This window comes from Stenotrophomonas sp. YJH_SMC_53 (assembly GCF_059369995.1).
This window is the reverse complement of record NZ_JCAFTF010000005.1, coordinates 39,867-56,259: the sequence shown is the minus strand read 5'-3', so window position 1 is coordinate 56,259 and position 16,393 is coordinate 39,867. Positions and strand designations below refer to the sequence as shown.

Here is a 16,393-nt window from a genome sequence, read left to right as displayed (position 1 = left end):
CGATGCTGCTGTTGCTGCTTGCCTACCTGGGGGGCGCGCTGACCCTGCTCAGTCCCTGCATCCTGCCGGTGCTTCCGTTCGTGTTCGCGCGTGCCGATCGTCCGTTCCTGCGCAGCACGCTGCCATTGCTGCTGGGCATGGCGCTCACCTTCACCGTGGTTGCCAGCCTGGCCGCAGTGGGCAGCCAATGGGTGGCACAGGCCAACCAGGTCGGGCGCTGGATCGCCCTGCTGCTGATGGCACTGTTCGCGGTCGCCCTGCTGTGGCCACGACTGGCCGACCATCTGCTGGCGCCGTTCCAGCGCGTGGGTGCCCGTCTGAGCGCGCGCGCCGATGCCGCGGATGCCGCTGGGCGCGGCGGCGCGTGGACCTCGCTGCTGATCGGCATCGCCACCGGCCTGCTGTGGGCGCCATGCGCCGGTCCGATCCTCGGCCTGGTGCTGACCGGTGCCGCCCTGCATGGTGCCAGCGCTGGCACCAGTGGGCTGCTGCTGGCGTATGCGCTGGGCGCGATCACTGCGCTGGCGCTGGCGGTATGGGTGGGTGGCCGCGTGTTCCGTGCGCTGCAGGCGCGGCTTGGCCTCGGCGATGCACTGCGCAAGGTGCTGGGCGTGGCCGCCCTGCTGGCGGTGGTAGCGATCGGCCTGGGCTGGGATACCGGCCTGCTGACCCGTCTTTCCACGCTCAGCACCGCGCGTATCGAGCAGGGCCTGCTGGACGCGGTACCCGGCGCGCAGCCGGCGGCACCACCGATGATGATGATCGCCGGTGCCGACGCCGCTGGCGATGCACCGCTGCCGGTCGAAGGCACCCTGCCCGCGCTGGACGGGGCCACCGGCTGGCTCAACAGCCCACCGCTGACGGTCCAGCAGCTGCGCGGCAAGGTCGTGCTGGTCGATTTCTGGACCTACTCCTGCATCAACTGCCTGCGTGCGATGCCGTTCGTGCACGAATGGGAGCGCCGCTACCGCGACCACGGCCTGGTGGTGATCGGCGTGCACACGCCGGAGTTCGCCTTCGAGCGTGACCCGCGCAACGTGATGAAGGCGGTGCAGCAGCTGAAGGTCGAGTACCCGGTGGCGCTCGACAACCAGTACACGATCTGGCGCGCGTTCAACAACCGCTACTGGCCTGCGCAGTACTTCGTTGATGCGCAGGGCAACATCCGCGGCCACCAGTTCGGCGAAGGCAGCTACGCGCGTTCGGAACAGATGATCCGTCGCCTGCTGACCGAAGCCGGGCAGGCCAACCTGCCGCCGCCTGCCGATCCTGCGGCCGCCGACCTGAAAGGCGTGGCCGTGCAGGCCGACATGGGCAACCTGCGCTCGCCGGAAACGTATCTGGGCCACGCCCGCGCCGAACAGTTCGCCTCGCCCGGCGGGCAGCGCAGTGATGCCGCGTTCGACTACTCCTTGCCGACGACCCTGGCGCTGAACCAGTGGGGACTGTCGGGGCGCTGGACCGTCACCGATGAAGCCGCACAGCTGCAGCAGGCCGGTGGCCGCATTGCCTTCCAGTTCCATGCGCGCGACCTGCACCTGGTGCTGGCGCCCAGCCGCGACGGCAGGCCGGTGCGCTTCCGCGTCTGGCTGGATGGCAAGGCGCTGCCCGCCGCCGATGCCGGTAGTGATGTCGGCGCCGATGGCAGTGGCGTGGTCGACGAGCATCGCCTGTACCAGCTGGTACGCCAGCGCGGCACGGTCGGTCCGCATCGCTTCGAGATCGAATTCCTCGATGCGGGCGTGCAGGCCTATGCCTTCACCTTCGGTTGAACCGGGAGCACATGATGAAACTCTCCTTTGAACAGGGCATCGCCGCCGGTGTGGCCGGCCTGGTGGCCATGGCATTGATTGCCGGGGTGCTGCTGGTCGATCACGGTGCGGCTGCGGCGCCGGTCGAAGCCAGCGCGCAGATCCAGTCACTGCCGGCCCCCACCGGCGATGCGGCGTTCCGCGATGACGCCACCCACGCCAGCGTGGTGTTTGCCGGCGGTTGCTTCTGGGGCGTGCAGGGCGTGTTCCAGCACGTCAAGGGCGTGAGCAATGCGGTGTCCGGCTATATCGGTGGCAGTGCAGCCAATGCGCGCTATGAGCGCGTCAGCGGTGGCCAGAGCGGCCATGCCGAAGCCGTAAAGATTGACTACGATCCGCGCCAGGTCAGCTATGGACAGCTGATGCAGGTGTTCTTCTCGGTCGCGCACGACCCGACCCAGCTCAACCGCCAGGGTCCGGACCACGGCAGCCAGTATCGCTCGGCGATCTTCAGTGATGACGCCCGCCAGCAGGCGGCCAGCCGTGCCTACATTGCCCAGCTCGGCCAGGCCGGCAGCTACCGCGCACCGATCGTCACCCAGCTGGTCAGCGGCCAGCGCTTCTATCCGGCCGAGAGCTACCACCAGAACTACATGACCAACTACCCGCAGGCCGCCTACATCCGCTACTACGACGCACCGAAGCTGGCGGCCCTGGCCAGGCAGTTCCCGGCGCTGTACCGGCGCGAGGCGGTGCTGGTGCCGATGCGCTGACGGCATTTGCCCTGGGGCTGATCGGTGCTCGGCGCTGCGCTTCTGTAGAGCCAACCCCACGCTCGGCTGCTGTTGGCGGAAAAGCAGCCGAGCGCGGGCTCGGCTCTACACACAAAAAAAGACGCACGGCGGTCCCGCCGTGCGCTTGGAATGCGCCGGCCACGCCCCGATCAGGCCCGGCCGACGACGACATGCTAGGCTCGCCATCATCATGGGTACAGAACCAGATGGCGGGATGTTCGATGGATACAGATGACCAGGCCACGATGATCCCTCCACGCTACCAGCGGCTCTCCGACGAACTGGCCGAGGCCATCCACGGCGGTCGCCTTCCGGTCGGCAGCCGCCTGCCCTCGCTGCGGCAGATGGCATCGCAGCGCAGGCTCAGCCTCAACACGGTGATCGCCGCCTATCGCCAGCTGGAAGATGCCGGCCTGGTCATTCCGCGGCCCAAGGCCGGCTTCGAGGTGGCGCCGCGGCTGTCGGTGCCGGAACGATCATTGCGCGATGCGCCCTCGGCACCCACCGCACCGCTGCAGCAGGTGCTGATGGCGCGCGTGCTGGAAGCGCAGCGCCGCCCGGGTGTGGTCGACCTGGCCTTCGCCGGCCCGCGTGGTCGCCAGTTCTACCCCGGCGCGCAGTTGGCCAAGCACACCGCGCAGGTACTGCGCCATGGCCAACAGACGGTGGAGACCTACGCGCGCCCGAATGGTTCACCGCGGCTGCTGGCGCAGATCGTGCGCCGCAGTCCGCGCATGGGCCTGCACACCCACGCCGAGCGACTCCTGCTGACCCATGGTGCGATGGAAGCCCTGCAGCTGGCGTTGCGCGCGGTCACCCAGCCCGGTGATGCGGTGGGCATCGAGGCGCCGTCCTACTTCAACCTGTATCCGTTGCTGGCCAACCTCGGCCTGCAGGCCATCGAGTTACCCACCCACCCGCAGCACGGACTGGATGTAGGTGCACTGGATGCGCTGCTGGAGCACACGCCGCTGGCCGCACTGGTGGTGATGCCGACCGTGCACAACCCGCTCGGCTGCACCATGCCGACCGCCGCCAAGCAACGCTTGGCCGAGCTGGTCAACGCACGGCAGCTGCCCCTGATCGAGGATGCGGTGTACGCCGAGCTGCAGTTCTGCGAGCCACCGGCCCCGTTGCTGAAAGCCTTTGATCGCGATGGCTGGGTGATGGTGGTCGGTGGCTTCTCAAAGACACTGGCGCCGGATTACCGCATCGGCTGGCTGGATGGCGGTCGCTTCGCAGAGCGCATCGCGCTGCTGAAGTTCCAGTCCACCGGCGGTGAGCCGCAGCTGCTCGGCGATGCGGTGGCCGCGTATCTGGAAGCAGGCAGCTACGAGCACCATTTGCATCGCATGCGCCGGCTGTACCGCGAACAGGTGGGACGACTGCGCCAGCTGGTAGCCGAGCATTTCCCGGCAGGCACCCGCGCCACCGAACCACAGGGCGGATTCCTGCTGTGGCTGGAACTGCCGGGCGTGGACACGCGAGAGCTGTTCGAGCGAGCGCTGCAGGAGGACATCGTGTTCATGCCCGGCCAGGTCTATTCGCGTGGTGCGCGCTATCGCCACTGCCTGCGGCTGTCGTGCTGCCAGAGCCTGGATGCGCGCTTCATCGGTGCGGTGGAACGGCTGGGTGCGATCGCGCGGGAGCTGGCAGTGCGCCAGCTCCTGTAGAGCCGAGCCTACGCTCGGCTGCCCTTCGCTGACGGTCCACGCTGAGCCGAGCATGGGCTCGGCTCTACAGGAAGCAGGTCAGTCGAGCAGGTGTGTACTCAGGATCTGACCATCCGCCCCCGGCAAATGCGGCAGCCGTCCCCAGCACGGCATCGGCAAGCGCTGCTGCAGCGTGGCGATGTTCTCGTCCTGGCGCTGCATCGCCGGGTCGATGTGGTTGCCGATCCAGCCCAGGCAGTCCACGCCGCTGGCCTGCAGTGATTGCGCAGTCAACCGCGCGTGGTTGACGCAGCCCAGCCGCATGCCCACCACCAGCAGCACCGGCAGCTGCAGCGCACGCACCAGGTCGAGCTGGTCCAGCGTGGCCGAGACCGGTGCCAGCCAACCGCCCACGCCCTCCACCACGACGATATCGGCCTTCGCGCGCAGGCGTTCGAACGCGGCCACGATCGGCGCCAGCGCCACCTGCACGCCGTCCTCGGCAGCGGCCAGCTCCGGTGCCAGCGGCTGCCGCAGCGCATAGGGATTCAGGTCGGCATAGTCAGGCACCGGCCAGCTGGCCGCCTGCAGCGCCAGCGCGTCCTCGTTGCGCAGGCCCTGCCCCAGGTCCTCGCTGCCGCTGGCCACGGGCTTCATGCCCACCGCGCGCAGGCCACGCTGGCGCAGTGCATGCAGCAGCGCCGTGCTGGCCGCGGTCTTGCCGATTTCGGTGTCGGTGCCGGTAACGAACAGGGCGGGCGGCAGCGTAGCGGGCAACGGCATCGATGGGCTCCAACAGGGCAACAGTGCGCGCATTATCGCCGGCCCGGTGCACTTGCTAGACTGCAGGCATGTTCGCCAATGCCTCGCTCACCGGCAGCAAGCCGGAACAATACGCCCAGCTGCTGGAACAGGCCCGTGGCCTGGTCTACGCCGAGTCCGACCGCATCGCCAACGCGGCCAACCTCTCCGCACTGGTCTATCACGCCCTGCCCGACCTGAACTGGGTGGGCTTCTACCTGTATGACGGCAAGGAACTGGTGGTCGGCCCGTTCCAGGGCCTGCCGGCCTGCGTGCGCATCCCGCTGGACAAGGGCGTGTGCGGTGCCGCCGCCAGCCAGCGCGTGACCCAGCGCGTGGACGACGTCGATGCCTTCCCCGGCCACATCGCCTGCGATTCGGCCTCGCGTTCGGAGCTGGTGGTGCCGCTGCTGCGCGGCGATGAACTGATCGGCGTGTTCGATATCGACAGCCCGAAGGTCGGCCGCTTCGATGCCGACGATCAGGCCGGCCTGGAAGCCATCGCCCGCGTGTTCGTCGAGGCACTGGGATGAGCGCACCGAAGCTGCGCAACATCGGCCCGAAGAGTGCAGCGTGGCTGCGCCAGGTCGGGCTGCGCAGCCGCGAGGACCTGGTTGCGATCGGCGCAGTTGGCGCCTTCGTCAAGGTCAAGCGGGCCGGCTTCAAGCCCAGCCTGAACCTGCTGTACTCGCTGGAAGGCGCATTGCTGGACTGCCACTGGCAGGAGCTGAGCGAGCCGCAGCGTGAAGCGCTGGTGCAGGACTACGAAGCGCGCATCGCCGCGCATCCGCTGAAGGCGGCCGGCCCGGCGTCGGGCCCGGTGCATGAGCAGCGCTTCGATGCCGACGATGAGGCGGAAGACAGCGTGACCGAGCGCGCGGACGAGGATTGACTGCACCGGTAGTGCCGGCCGCTGGCCGGCAGCTGCGTGATCCTTGCAACGTTCCTGAGGCTGCCGGCCAGCGGCCGGCACTACCGATGGACTACGGCTGCTGCAGTTCCAGCAGCTCGCCCACCAGCCCGACCTCGCCCCGCTCCAGCCACACCCGCAGGCGCGTGCCGTGGTCGATGCGCAGGGCCCAGCACAGCGACATCGGCAGGCCGCAAACCTGCGACAACACCATGCGCAGCGGGCCACCATGGCTGACCACCAGCGTCGGCACCGGATCATCATCATCGAGCAGGCGATCCAGCGCGCGCGCGATACGCCGCTCGAAATGACCCCAGCTCTCGCCGTTCGGCGGCGGGAACGCATGCGGATCGGCATGGAAGGCGGCCAGCGCATCTTCCGGCAGGTCGAACAGCGACTGCCCGTCCCAATCGCCGAAATCCAGTTCTTCCCATTCCTCGTCCGCTTCGACGTCCAGCCCGCGTGGGGTGGCCAGCGCCATCGCCGTGTGCAGGGCGCGCAACCGCGGTGAACTGATCACCCGCTCCCAGCGTTGCTCGGCATAGGCCTCGACCAGCTCCTGCGGCAGGCCGGCCAGCTGCGGTGGATCGCTGCGGCCATCAAGGAACTCATCGCGACCGTTGCCGGCATGGCGGACCAGGTCGAGGATCATGCGTGCGTCCCGGACGGGCGACGCAGGTACAACGGAGAACGGGCAGACATCGGTAACGGCACCACGGGATCGAGCAACCATTCTAAAGGCACAGCAAAGGCAGCCGCGCAGGCGCGACGCAACGGGACGGCCTGCGATGCCGTAGACTGCGCGCACTTCCAGGTGACCTGCGGCCGTGGCCGGCAGGTTGAAACGGGAAGCCGGTGACGCGTGATTCCACGCCAGGCCGGCGCTGCCCCCGCAACGGTAAGCACGTCAGTTCCAGGCAACACCGCCACTGTGCCGCAGGCATGGGAAGGCGCCTGGACGGTGGCCTCGCGCCACCCGGCGGCAAGCCCGGAGACCGGCCCGGAAGCCTCAGGTCGCGATGCGGTGGGCATGGCGCTGGATGACCGTGGCGTGCGCTGCGGCATCGGCGCGTGCCTGCCTTCGCGGCTCCTCCCCTTCGCCACGCGGGCGTGCGTGGCACCTGGAGTTCCCCCATGAAGCTGCAGTCCCGAATGCTGTCCCTGGCCGTACTGGCCGCCCTGCCCGCGCTGGCACAGGCCGCCGATGACACCACCGCGCTCGACCAGATCCTGGTCACCGCCACGCGCACCCCGATCGCCCTGCAGGACAGCATCGCGCCGGCCCAGGTGATCGACCGCGCGCAGATCGAATCCAGCCAGGCCACCTCGCTGCAGGAACTGCTGCGCGGCCGCGCCGGCATCAACCTGACCAATGCCGGCGGGCTCGGCAAGCAGAGCTCGCTGTTCCTGCGCGGCACCAACTCGGGCCACACCGTGGTGCTGGTCGACGGCGTGCGCATCAACAGTGCCGACCTCGGCCTGGCGATGTACCAGGACCTGCCGCTGGCGCAGATCGAGCGCGTGGAAATCGTGCGTGGCCCGCAGTCGAGCCTGTACGGCGCCGATGCCATTGGCGGCGTGATCCAGATCTTCACCCGCCGCAACCAGGGTGATTTCGCCCCGCACTTCCTGCTCGGTGGCGGCAGCAACGGCCTGCGCGAAGCCAGCGGCGGGATCGGCGGCGGGACCGAACGCGGCTGGTTCGGCGCCGACATCGCCTACCAGCATTCCGATGGCATCGATGCCTGCCGCGGCTCGGCAACGCTGTTCACCGGCTGCTTTGCCGACGAACATGACCGCGATGGCTACCGCAACCTGTCCAAGAGCCTGCGCGGTGGCTACACCTTCAACGACCAATGGAACGTGGAAGGCAGTGCATTGCGTGCCGACGGAAAGAACCATTACGACGGCTACTACAACTATTCGGAAACCCGCCAGCAGGTGCTGGCCGGCAAGGTGCGCTACACCCCGTCCGAACGCCTGGCGTTCACCGCCAATGTCGGGCGCAGTGACAACGAGTCGGACAACTTCGGTGACTTCGATGCCCGTGGCAGCGCTCAGACCCACCGCGACAGTGCCTCGCTGCAGGGTGACTTCGCCTTGGCCGAAGGCCAGCTGCTGAGCACCGGCGTGGACTGGAGCGAAGACAACCTGGATGGCAGCAGTGCCGGATATCGGGTCGACAGCCGCCGCAACACCGGCGTGTTCGTGCAGTACCAGGGACGCTTCGGTCGCCACCAGCTGCAGGCCAGCGCGCGCAACGACGACAACCAGCAGTTCGGCAACCACGCCACCGGCAGCCTCGGCTGGGCGATGGAGCTCGGCCACGGCCTGCGTGTCAATGCCAGTTACGGCACTGCGTTCAAGGCGCCGACCTTCAGCGACCTGTACGACCCGTGGAGCGGTGTGCCGACGTTGAACCCGGAGAAGTCCAAGAGCACCAACCTGGGCGTTTCGCAGCAGGGACAGGGCTGGCACTGGGGCCTGGACGTCTATGAAACCCGCATCGATGATCTGATCACCTACGATGCGGCGACCTTCAGGATGCAGCAGGTGGAGAAGGCGCGCATCCGCGGTGCCGAACTGACCGGTGGCGTGCTGCTGGCCGGCTTCGACATCAACGCCCAGCTGAGCTACACCGACCCACGCAACCGCACCGGCGGCAGCACCCAGTTCGACAACTGGCTGCCGCGTCGTGCACAGCAGACCGCGCGCCTGGACCTCGATCGACGTTTCGGGGCCTTCCGCGCAGGCCTGACGGTTCAGGGAGCGGGCAAGCGCTATGACGATGCCGCCAACGCGGTGAAGGTGGCGGGTTACGGCACGCTGGATCTGCGCGCCGAGTACGCGCTGACGCCGTCGTGGTCGCTGCTGGCGCGTGCCGCCAACGTGTTCGACCGACGATACGAGACCGTGGCGTGGTTCAACCAGCCCGGTCGTGAGTACCAGGTGAGCGTGCGTTACCAGCCGAAATGAAAGAAGGCGCCGGGCATTGCCCGGCGCTTTCTCTGTAGAGCCGAGTCCATGCTCGGCTCAGGCAGCAAAGCAGCCGAGCATGGGCTCGGCTCTACACCGGGACGCCGGCGGTCAACCCCGGCAGTTCACGCAGGTCATCGATCACCGCCACCGCATGCGCGGTGGCCAGGTCCAGACCGCGCGGGTAGCCGTAGCGGACCAGCGCGATCGGCATGCCCGCATCTTCGGCGGCGCGGTAGTCGGTCAGCGAATCACCCACCATCAGGCAGGCATCGACCGGCAGCCCGAAGTGCGCAGCGATATGCCGCAGCGGCTCACCGCTGGGCTTGCGCTGCGGCAGTGAATCGCCGCCCAGTACCAGCGCGAACGCATCACCGATGCCCAGGTGCTGCAGCAGCGGCGGCACCAGTGCTTCGGGCTTGTTGGTGCAGATCGCCAGTGGCACGGCGCGCGCGCGCAGCTGCGCCAGTGCGTCGGCCACGCCATCGAACAGGCGCGGGCTGCGCAGCAGGCATTCACGGTAGTGCACCATGAACACCGGCATGACCTCGGCCAGGTCGACCTCACGACCGGCGGCGTGCACGGCCTGTTCGACCAGGCGGCGCACACCGTCGCCGATCCAGCCGAGCACGGTGGCTTCCGGCACCCGTGCCATGCCGATGGCTTCCAGCGTGCGGTTCAGCGCTTCGGCGATGTCAGCTGCGCTGTCGACCAGCGTGCCATCGAGATCGAATACGACCAGCGGATAGGGATACGACAAGGGACGACGCCTGTACAACGTGGGGCCGTCCATTGTACGCCGCGCTTTTTCCCCGGGATCGGCCTCAGCCGATCCTGCGTGCGCGGGTGGCCAGAAAGGTGGGCAGGTAACGGTCGATCAGGAAGCGCGGCTTCGGCTGCCAGTCTTCCATGAACCGATCAATCACGAAGCCTGCATCCAGCTGACCGCCGATCAGTTCGGTCAGGCTGTGGCCAAAGGTCAGCGCATCGCCGCGGGCGAGTTTCGCCTCACGCTCTGCGGCGGGCAGGTCTTCCAGGTCCGAATAGGGAATGGCGTACTGCGGCCGGATCAAACCCTGTGCATCCAGCTGCGGATCACGTGCACCGACGAACAGCACCGGGTTGTAGAAGCTGGCCATCAACATGCCATCGCGCGCCAGCACGCGGCGGCATTCGGTCCACACCGGGCGCACGTCGGGTACGTACAGGTTGGAGATCGGATGGAACACCACGTCGAAGCTGTCATTGGCGAATACGTGCAGGTCGCGCATGTCGCCCTGCACCGTGCGCAGCTGCAGGCCGTCGCGCGCAGCGACCCTGCGGTCCTGTTCCAGCTGCCCGTCGGACAGGTCGAACACGGTGACGTCGGCGCCCGCAGCGGCCAGCACGGGTGCCTGCTGGCCGCCGCCCGAAGCCAGGCACAGGATGCGACGGCCGCGCACGTCGCCCAGCCAGTCCAGTGGCAGCGCGCGTGGGGTCAGGTGCACCTGCCAGCGCCCTTCGCGCGCGGCGGCAATGGTTGAACTCTCCACCGGGCGCGACCATTCGCGCACTTCGCTGGCCTGGCGGTCCCAGGCAGCACGGTTGTGGTCGATCAAGGCCTGTCCATGGTTCATGTGTTCTCCTTGCCCGGTGGGCGCCAATCCAGATCCTGGAAGGCCGGGCTGGCGAAACACTCGGCCAGGTAATCCAGGAATCGCCGCATGATAGCGGGCTGCTGGCGCCGTGACGCGTACACGGCATGAATGCCGAGCTCGTCCAGACTGAATCCGGGCAGCAGTTCGATCAGCTCGCCGCTGCGCAGCAGTGGCGCCACCTGGTAGGTCGGCAGCATGGCGATCCCGGCACCGGCGCGTACCGCCTCCAGCAGCAGCGAGGCCTCGTTGGCGCTGATGTTGCCGCCCACCGCCACCGACAGCGAACGGCCATCGCGGTGCAGCTGCCACAGGCTCTTGCCGACGTAGTGGTGGGTCAGGCAGTTGTGCGCGGCCAGGTGCTCCGGCGCGGTCGGCGTGCCACGCGCCTGCAGGTACGACGGCGTCGCGCACAGTACCGAGCGGCAGGTGGCCAGCCGCCGCGCGATCAGGCTGGGGTCGATCTGGCGCGCGATGCGCACGGCCAGGTCCACGCGCTCCTCGACCAGGTTCACCGTGCGGTCGACCAGCAGCAGCTCGATGCGCGCCGCCGGATGGCGCGCGACGAAACCGGCCACCGCCCGTGCCAGGTGGCTCTGCCCGAACGACACGCTGGCGGTCACGCGCAGCGTACCGTGCGGCTCGGGATCATCACTGGCCAGCTCGCCCTGCAGTTCTTCGCCGATCGCCAGCATCTGCCGGAAGCGCGCCAACGCCGCCTCGCCCGGGCCGGTCAGGCTGACCCGGCGCGTGGTCCGGTGCAGCAGGCGTGCACCCAGCCAGCCCTCGACCTCGGCCAGGTAGCGGCTGACCATCGCCCGCGACATGTCCAGCACTTCCGCGGCGGCGGTGAGGCTGCCGCGCTCGGCCACCTCGACAAACACGGTCATGGCGGTCAATCGGTCCATATGCTCGATCCACGCAACAAACAAGCGCGTTATACGCTGTTTTTCGAGCGACTGCAGCAGCCTAGAGTGGCCCCATTCCCAGCCCACATCGCCCCACGGAGTCCTGCCATGAAGATCGCCCTCGTTGGTTCCACCGGCAACATCGGCCGCCAGATCGCCCGCCACGCGCTGGCCCACGGCCACGAACTCACCGTCATCGTGCGCAGCGCGCAGGACCTCCCGGCCGAACTGGCCGGCGCCCATCCGGTGATCGCCTCGCTGGATGACCAGGACGCGCTGGTCGCCGCCATCGCGGGCCACGACGTACTGGCCAGCGCCTACGGCCCGCGCCCGGGCGACGACATCGGCCGCGTGGGCGAGATCGCCGCGCAGCTGGCGGCCGCCGCGCGCAAAGCCGGCGTACCGCGCCTGGTGGTGGTGGGTGGCGCTGGCAGCCTGGAAGTCGCGCCGGGCGTGCAGCTGGTCGATACCCCCAACTTCCCGGAAGCCTACAAGCCGTACGCGCTGGCCCACCGCGAGGCGTTCAACCGCCTGCAGGCAGTGGACGACCTGGACTGGACCTTCTTCTCGCCGGCCGCCGAAATCGGCCCGGGCGATGAGCGTGGCCGGTATCGCGTGCAGCCCAAGGCCTTCCTGGCCGACGCCAGTGGCCACAGCCGCATCAGCTATGCCGACTACGGCGCCGCGTTCGTCGCCGAGCTGGAAGCGCACGCTTACCCGAAGCAGATCATCACCGCCGCGTACTGATCCAGCTACGCCCCTTGTAGAGCCAAGCCCGCGCTCGGCTCTACGCGAACATGCAGCCGGGCATTGGCCCGGCTCTACACAAGGAATTCCCCATGCGCGCCGCTGCCCTGCTGCTTCCCCTCGCCCTGGCCGCCACGTTCACCAGTGCGCCGCTGCTGGCCGCACCGGCCACCGCGGCACCGGCCACCGCGACGAAATCACAACTGCACCTGCAGACCTTCCATCCCGGCCCGCAGGCGATGTTCTCGGTATCCTCGGTACTGATCGAAGGCCGCCATGACGCGATCCTGGTCAACGCGCAGTTCGGCGCCAGCGACGCACGCAAGCTGGTCGAACGGATCCGCGCCAGTGGCAGGCAGCTGACCACGATCTACATCAGCCACGGCGATCCGGACTACTACTTCGGCCTGGCCACCCTGCAGGATGCCTTCCCGCAGGCACGCATCGTCGCCACTGCGCAGACCGTCGCCCACATCCAGCAGACCCGGGCCGGCAAGCTGGCCTACTGGGGACCGAAGATGGGTGCCGACGTGCCCGCGCGCATCGTGGTGCCGCAGGTGCTGGACGGCGATGCCCTGCAGCTGGAAGGCCAGCGCCTGCCGTTGATCGGCCTGGATGGCCCGGCCCCGGACCGCACGGTGCTGTGGGTACCATCGCTGCGCGCGATCGTCGGCGGCATTCCGGTGGTGGCCGGCGAGCACGTGTGGATGGCCGACACGCAGACGCCGAAGTCGCACACTGACTGGCTGCAGACCCTGCAGCGATTGCAGGCACTGAAGCCGAAGGTGGTGGTGCCGGGGCATTACGCGCCGGGTGCGGCGCTGGATGCCAGTGCGTTGCGCTTCACCGCGGACTACATCCGCGCGTTCGACGCCGAGGCGGCAAAGGCGAAGGACAGTGCGGCGCTGGTGCAGGCGATGCAGGCGCGCTATCCGACGCTGGACGGCGTGGCGTCGCTGGAGCTGAGTGCGAAGGTGGCCAAGGGCGAGATGCAGTGGCCATGAGGTGACGGGGTTCTTCTGCAGGGCTGCGCCCTGCACCTGCAGAGGCAACAGCAACAGCCGAAGCAACAGCCGAAGCTGGTTTCCTGAGGGTGGGCGGGGTGGCATGTCTGCGCAATCTGTCTGGATGGAATGACCTGCTCCTGGTGGGTGTCGACCTTGGTCGACACGTGGATCCACGCCATGCGTGGATGAACGATCAGGAACGATCGGTCTGGGCGTGCTCGAACAATTCCCCCTGCACCACCGGTTCCTTTTCGCGGAAGCCGCCCAGCCCGACACCCACCAGCCGATAGCGCGTCTCCGCTGGCAGGTCGACGCGGGCGCGCAGGGCCAGTGCGATGTCGCGCAGTTCTTCCATCGACTCCGGCGGACGTTCCGGGGTGAAGCTGCGGGTGAGAATGCGGAACTGCGCGGTTTTCAACTTCAGCACCACGGTATGGCCGACACGTTCGGTCTTGCGTGTGGCATTCCAGGTCTTCTCCGCCAACTGCACGATCGCCTCGCCCAGGTCTTCCAGCAGCAGGTCTTCGGCGAAGGTGTCCTCCGAGGAGATCGACTGCACCTGCTGGTCCGGTTCCACCGGCCGCTCGTCGATGCCGCGTGCGCGGTTGTACAGGCTGCGGCCGAAACTGCCGAACGCTTCTTCCAGATCGATCAGTGCCCACTGCCGCAGGTCGCCGCAGGTGGCGATGCCGCGCGCGGCCAGCTTGCCTTCCATCACCTTGCCGACGCCAGGCACCCGGCTCACCGGCAACGGCAGCAGGAAGGCGTCCACCCGCTGCGGCGGAATCACGAACTGGCCATCGGGCTTGCGCCAGTCCGAGGCGATCTTGGCCAGGAACTTGTTCGGCGCGATCCCGGCTGAAGCAGTCAGGTTCGTCTCCTCACGGATCTGCATGCGGATGGTACGGGCGATATCGGTAGCCAGTTCGATGCCGCTCTTCGGCTCGGTCACGTCCAGGTAGGCTTCATCCAGTGACAACGGTTCAACCAGGTCGGTGTGGCGCAGGAAGATCTCGCGCACCTGGCGTGACACCGCCTTGTAACGTGCGAAGTCGGGCGGCACGAAGATCGCATCCGGGCACAGGCGTTCGGCCCGCACTGCCGGCATGGCCGAACGCACGCCGAACACGCGTGCCTCGTACGATGCTGCGCACACCACCGAGCGTGCGCCGCGCCATGCCACAACCACCGGCTTGCCGCGCAGTGACGGATCGTCGCGCTGCTCCACCGACGCGTAGAACGCGTCCATGTCAACGTGGATGATCTTGCGCAGTCGGGTCATGTCAGGTGGAAAAGGCGGGGCCGGGTCGGGTGGGCCACACGCCGAAGTATGGTCGTTGCACATCAACAGGATGCGCGTATTCCCTTGAAAACACTACGGTTGCGTACGGTTGAAATGTTTGATCGGGACAGTTTCCACGGGCATTCTCGAGCGCTTGTTTCCCTGTTCTCCGCTTCCAGGATTGTGCTTCATGACCCGTCTCCACGCGTTCAACCGCGAACAGCTGCTGGCCAGCGCACGCGGTGAACTGTTCGGCACCGCCGCCGGCCGTTTGCCCAACGACCCGATGCTGATGTTCGACCGCATCACCGACATCCGCGAGGACGGCGGACCGCATGGCAAGGGCATGGTACGCGCCGAACTGGATATCCGCCCGGACCTGTGGTTCTTCGGCTGCCACTTCATCGGCGACCCGGTGATGCCAGGCTGCCTGGGCCTGGATGCCATGTGGCAGCTGACCGGCTTCTTCCTGACCTGGCTGGGTGCGCCCGGCAAGGGCCGCGCGCTGGGCTGTGGCGAGGTGAAGTTCACCGGCCAGGTACTGCCGGACGCCAAGCTCGTACGCTACGAGATCGACATCAGCCGGGTCATCAACCGCAAGCTGGTGATGGCCCAGTCGGACGCCCGCATGTACGTGGACGACCGCGAAATCTACAGCGCGCGCGACCTGCGCGTCGGCCTGTTCACCGAAACCGGGAGCTTCTGATGCGTCGCGTCGTCATCACCGGCATGGGCATCACGTCCTGCCTCGGCAATGATCTGGATACCGTTTCGGCCGCGCTGCGCGAAGGGCGCTCGGGCATCACCGCCCTGGCCGACCATGCCGAAGCGGGCCTGCGCAGCCAGGTCGGTGGTCGTGTCGACCTCGATCTGGACGCGTTGATCGACCGCAAGCAGAAGCGCTTCATGAGCGACGCGGCGGCCTTCGCCTACCTGGCCATGCGCGATGCCATCGCCGATGCCGGGCTCAGCCCCGAGCAGGTCAGCCACCTGCGCACCGGCCTGATCGCCGGTTCCGGTGGCGGCTCCAGCGAGTGGCAGATCGGTGCAGTCGACCTGCTGCGCGAACGGGGTGTGCGCAAGGTCGGCCCGTACATGGTGCCGCGCACGATGTGCTCGACGGTCTCGGCCTGCCTGGCTACCGCCTACCAGATCAAGGGCGTCAGCTATTCGTTGTCGGCCGCCTGCGCGACCTCGGCGCACTGCATCGGTGCCGCCGCGGACATGATCCGCCATGGCACGCAGGACATCATGTTCGCCGGGGGCGGTGAAGACCTGCACTGGTCGATGAGCGTGATGTTCGATGCGATGGGCGCGCTGTCGACCAGCTTCAACGAAACCCCGGCCAGCGCCTCGCGCCCGTACGACAAGGACCGCGACGGCTTCGTCATCGCCGGTGGTGGCGGCATGCTGGTGCTGGAGGATTACGACCACGCCGTCGCACGCGGTGCGCACATCCATGCCGAGCTGATCGGCTATGGCGTCACCTCCGACGGCGCCGACATGGTTGCTCCGTCCGGCGAAGGCGCGGTGCGCTGCATGAAGATGGCACTGCAGGGCGTCGATCGCCCGCTGGACTACCTGAACACCCACGGCACCTCGACCCCGCTGGGCGATGTCACCGAGCTCAACGCGATCCGCGAAGTGTTCGGCGATGCAGTGCCGCCGCTGTCTTCGACCAAGGCGTTGTCCGGGCACTCGCTCGGTGCAGCCAGCGTGCACGAGGCGATCTACTGCCTGCTGATGATGCGCGATGGCTTCGTTGCCGGTTCGGCCAACATCGGCGAGCTGGACCCGAAGGTGGAGAGCTTCCCGATCCTGCGCGAGAGCCGCGAGCAGAAACTGGATACGGTGATGTCCAACAGCTTCGGCTTCGGTGGCACAAACGCCGCGTTGGTGTTCGGACGGGTGTGATGGGGTAGGCGTGCCGA

General features: G+C 67.8%; 16 protein-coding genes and 1 riboswitch. Of the genes, 10 read left to right on the top strand and 6 right to left on the bottom strand.

Annotation, left to right across the window (positions count from 1 at the left end):
• Window positions 1-2 precede the first annotated feature (2 nt).
• The 3 genes from AC5P7X_RS09450 to AC5P7X_RS09440 all read left to right on the top strand — a co-directional run bounded on the left by AC5P7X_RS09450 (window position 3) and on the right by AC5P7X_RS09440 (window position 4,218).
• A complete protein-coding gene (locus AC5P7X_RS09450) occupies window positions 3-1,772 on the top strand; it encodes a cytochrome c biogenesis protein DipZ (RefSeq protein ID WP_206620152.1) in 1,770 nt (589 codons plus the stop codon).
• A gap of 14 nt (window positions 1,773-1,786) precedes the next feature.
• Window positions 1,787-2,524, top strand: coding sequence for a peptide-methionine (S)-S-oxide reductase MsrA (gene msrA / locus AC5P7X_RS09445; RefSeq protein WP_188248475.1), 738 nt, complete (start codon window positions 1,787-1,789; stop codon window positions 2,522-2,524).
• A 242-nt stretch (window positions 2,525-2,766) separates the two neighbouring features.
• Window positions 2,767-4,218, top strand: coding sequence for an aminotransferase-like domain-containing protein (locus AC5P7X_RS09440; RefSeq protein WP_206620151.1), 1,452 nt, complete (start codon window positions 2,767-2,769; stop codon window positions 4,216-4,218).
• Between the two features lie 78 nt (window positions 4,219-4,296).
• On the opposite strand, the gene bioD is transcribed toward AC5P7X_RS09440, so the two are convergent.
• Window positions 4,297-4,980 carry a dethiobiotin synthase gene (gene bioD / locus AC5P7X_RS09435; protein WP_053498033.1) on the bottom strand — a complete coding sequence of 228 codons (684 nt, stop codon included), beginning with the start codon at window positions 4,978-4,980 and terminating at the stop codon, window positions 4,297-4,299.
• Window positions 4,981-5,048: 68 nt separating this feature from the next.
• Between bioD and AC5P7X_RS09430 the strand changes: the two genes are divergently transcribed.
• Window positions 5,049-5,531 carry a GAF domain-containing protein gene (locus AC5P7X_RS09430; protein WP_004140850.1) on the top strand — a complete coding sequence of 161 codons (483 nt, stop codon included), beginning with the start codon at window positions 5,049-5,051 and terminating at the stop codon, window positions 5,529-5,531.
• Window positions 5,528-5,890 (top strand): TfoX/Sxy family protein, encoded by a 363-nt coding sequence (locus tag AC5P7X_RS09425; RefSeq protein ID WP_061478647.1) that lies wholly within the window; start codon window positions 5,528-5,530, stop codon window positions 5,888-5,890. The genes AC5P7X_RS09430 and AC5P7X_RS09425 overlap by 4 nt, the downstream gene beginning before the upstream one ends.
• 91 nt (window positions 5,891-5,981) lie before the next feature.
• Here the strand turns inward: AC5P7X_RS09425 and AC5P7X_RS09420 are convergent, their stop codons facing one another.
• On the bottom strand, window positions 5,982-6,560 hold the full coding sequence (locus AC5P7X_RS09420) for a histidine phosphatase family protein (protein WP_005415139.1): 579 nt from the start codon (window positions 6,558-6,560) through the stop codon (window positions 5,982-5,984).
• A gap of 143 nt (window positions 6,561-6,703) precedes the next feature.
• A riboswitch (cobalamin riboswitch) is annotated at window positions 6,704-6,926 on the top strand.
• 116 nt (window positions 6,927-7,042) lie between these two features.
• Here AC5P7X_RS09420 and btuB point away from each other — a divergent pair.
• Window positions 7,043-8,884: a TonB-dependent vitamin B12 receptor gene (gene btuB, locus AC5P7X_RS09415; protein ID WP_495214750.1), complete on the top strand. Its 1,842-nt coding sequence runs from the start codon at window positions 7,043-7,045 to the stop codon at window positions 8,882-8,884.
• A 91-nt stretch (window positions 8,885-8,975) separates the two neighbouring features.
• Here btuB and gph read toward each other — a convergent pair whose 3' ends face one another.
• The 3 genes from gph to AC5P7X_RS09400 all read right to left on the bottom strand — a co-directional run bounded on the left by gph (window position 8,976) and on the right by AC5P7X_RS09400 (window position 11,426).
• The gene (gph, locus tag AC5P7X_RS09410) at window positions 8,976-9,644 is read right to left on the bottom strand and encodes a phosphoglycolate phosphatase (protein ID WP_053498038.1); all 669 of its coding nucleotides are present in this window, start codon (window positions 9,642-9,644) and stop codon (window positions 8,976-8,978) included.
• Window positions 9,645-9,708: 64 nt separating this feature from the next.
• A complete protein-coding gene (locus tag AC5P7X_RS09405; RefSeq protein ID WP_005415136.1) occupies window positions 9,709-10,500 on the bottom strand; it encodes a class I SAM-dependent methyltransferase in 792 nt (263 codons plus the stop codon).
• A complete protein-coding gene (locus tag AC5P7X_RS09400; RefSeq protein WP_005415135.1) occupies window positions 10,497-11,426 on the bottom strand; it encodes a LysR family transcriptional regulator in 930 nt (309 codons plus the stop codon). Before AC5P7X_RS09400 ends, AC5P7X_RS09405 begins: the two co-directional genes overlap by 4 nt.
• 108 nt (window positions 11,427-11,534) lie before the next feature.
• Here AC5P7X_RS09400 and AC5P7X_RS09395 point away from each other — a divergent pair, with 108 nt between their 5' ends.
• Window positions 11,535-12,173 carry an NAD(P)-dependent oxidoreductase gene (locus tag AC5P7X_RS09395; RefSeq protein ID WP_111178425.1) on the top strand — a complete coding sequence of 213 codons (639 nt, stop codon included), beginning with the start codon at window positions 11,535-11,537 and terminating at the stop codon, window positions 12,171-12,173.
• Between the two features lie 92 nt (window positions 12,174-12,265).
• Window positions 12,266-13,177, top strand: a complete 912-nt coding sequence (locus tag AC5P7X_RS09390) for an MBL fold metallo-hydrolase (protein ID WP_495214748.1) — start codon at window positions 12,266-12,268, stop codon at window positions 13,175-13,177.
• 196 nt (window positions 13,178-13,373) lie between these two features.
• Here AC5P7X_RS09390 and dinB read toward each other — a convergent pair whose 3' ends face one another.
• Window positions 13,374-14,462, bottom strand: coding sequence for a DNA polymerase IV (gene dinB / locus AC5P7X_RS09385; protein ID WP_070490472.1), 1,089 nt, complete (start codon window positions 14,460-14,462; stop codon window positions 13,374-13,376).
• Window positions 14,463-14,652: 190 nt separating this feature from the next.
• On the opposite strand from dinB, the gene fabA reads away from it, so the two are divergent.
• Together fabA and fabB are read left to right on the top strand one after the other, a co-directional pair.
• Window positions 14,653-15,168 carry a 3-hydroxyacyl-[acyl-carrier-protein] dehydratase FabA gene (gene fabA / locus AC5P7X_RS09380; protein ID WP_005415130.1) on the top strand — a complete coding sequence of 172 codons (516 nt, stop codon included), beginning with the start codon at window positions 14,653-14,655 and terminating at the stop codon, window positions 15,166-15,168.
• Window positions 15,168-16,376, top strand: coding sequence for a beta-ketoacyl-ACP synthase I (gene fabB, locus AC5P7X_RS09375; RefSeq protein WP_070490470.1), 1,209 nt, complete (start codon window positions 15,168-15,170; stop codon window positions 16,374-16,376). Before fabA ends, fabB begins: the two co-directional genes overlap by 1 nt.
• Window positions 16,377-16,393: the final 17 nt, after the last annotated feature.

Bases quoted from the DNA above. Each gene is read 5' to 3' on its own strand.
- AC5P7X_RS09450 (WP_206620152.1), top strand. From the start codon at position 3: ATGCTGCTGTTGCTGCTTGCCTACCTGGGGGGCGCGCTGACCCTGCTC.
- msrA (WP_188248475.1), top strand. From the start codon at position 1,787: ATGAAACTCTCCTTTGAACAGGGCATCGCCGCCGGTGTGGCCGGCCTG.
- AC5P7X_RS09440 (WP_206620151.1), top strand. From the start codon at position 2,767: ATGGATACAGATGACCAGGCCACGATGATCCCTCCACGCTACCAGCGG.
- bioD (WP_053498033.1), bottom strand. From the start codon at position 4,980: ATGCCGTTGCCCGCTACGCTGCCGCCCGCCCTGTTCGTTACCGGCACC.
- AC5P7X_RS09430 (WP_004140850.1), top strand. From the start codon at position 5,049: ATGTTCGCCAATGCCTCGCTCACCGGCAGCAAGCCGGAACAATACGCC.
- AC5P7X_RS09425 (WP_061478647.1), top strand. From the start codon at position 5,528: ATGAGCGCACCGAAGCTGCGCAACATCGGCCCGAAGAGTGCAGCGTGG.
- AC5P7X_RS09420 (WP_005415139.1), bottom strand. From the start codon at position 6,560: ATGATCCTCGACCTGGTCCGCCATGCCGGCAACGGTCGCGATGAGTTC.
- btuB (WP_495214750.1), top strand. From the start codon at position 7,043: ATGAAGCTGCAGTCCCGAATGCTGTCCCTGGCCGTACTGGCCGCCCTG.
- AC5P7X_RS09405 (WP_005415136.1), bottom strand. From the start codon at position 10,500: ATGAACCATGGACAGGCCTTGATCGACCACAACCGTGCTGCCTGGGAC.
- AC5P7X_RS09400 (WP_005415135.1), bottom strand. From the start codon at position 11,426: ATGGACCGATTGACCGCCATGACCGTGTTTGTCGAGGTGGCCGAGCGC.
- AC5P7X_RS09395 (WP_111178425.1), top strand. From the start codon at position 11,535: ATGAAGATCGCCCTCGTTGGTTCCACCGGCAACATCGGCCGCCAGATC.
- AC5P7X_RS09390 (WP_495214748.1), top strand. From the start codon at position 12,266: ATGCGCGCCGCTGCCCTGCTGCTTCCCCTCGCCCTGGCCGCCACGTTC.
- dinB (WP_070490472.1), bottom strand. From the start codon at position 14,462: ATGACCCGACTGCGCAAGATCATCCACGTTGACATGGACGCGTTCTAC.
- fabA (WP_005415130.1), top strand. From the start codon at position 14,653: ATGACCCGTCTCCACGCGTTCAACCGCGAACAGCTGCTGGCCAGCGCA.
- fabB (WP_070490470.1), top strand. From the start codon at position 15,168: ATGCGTCGCGTCGTCATCACCGGCATGGGCATCACGTCCTGCCTCGGC.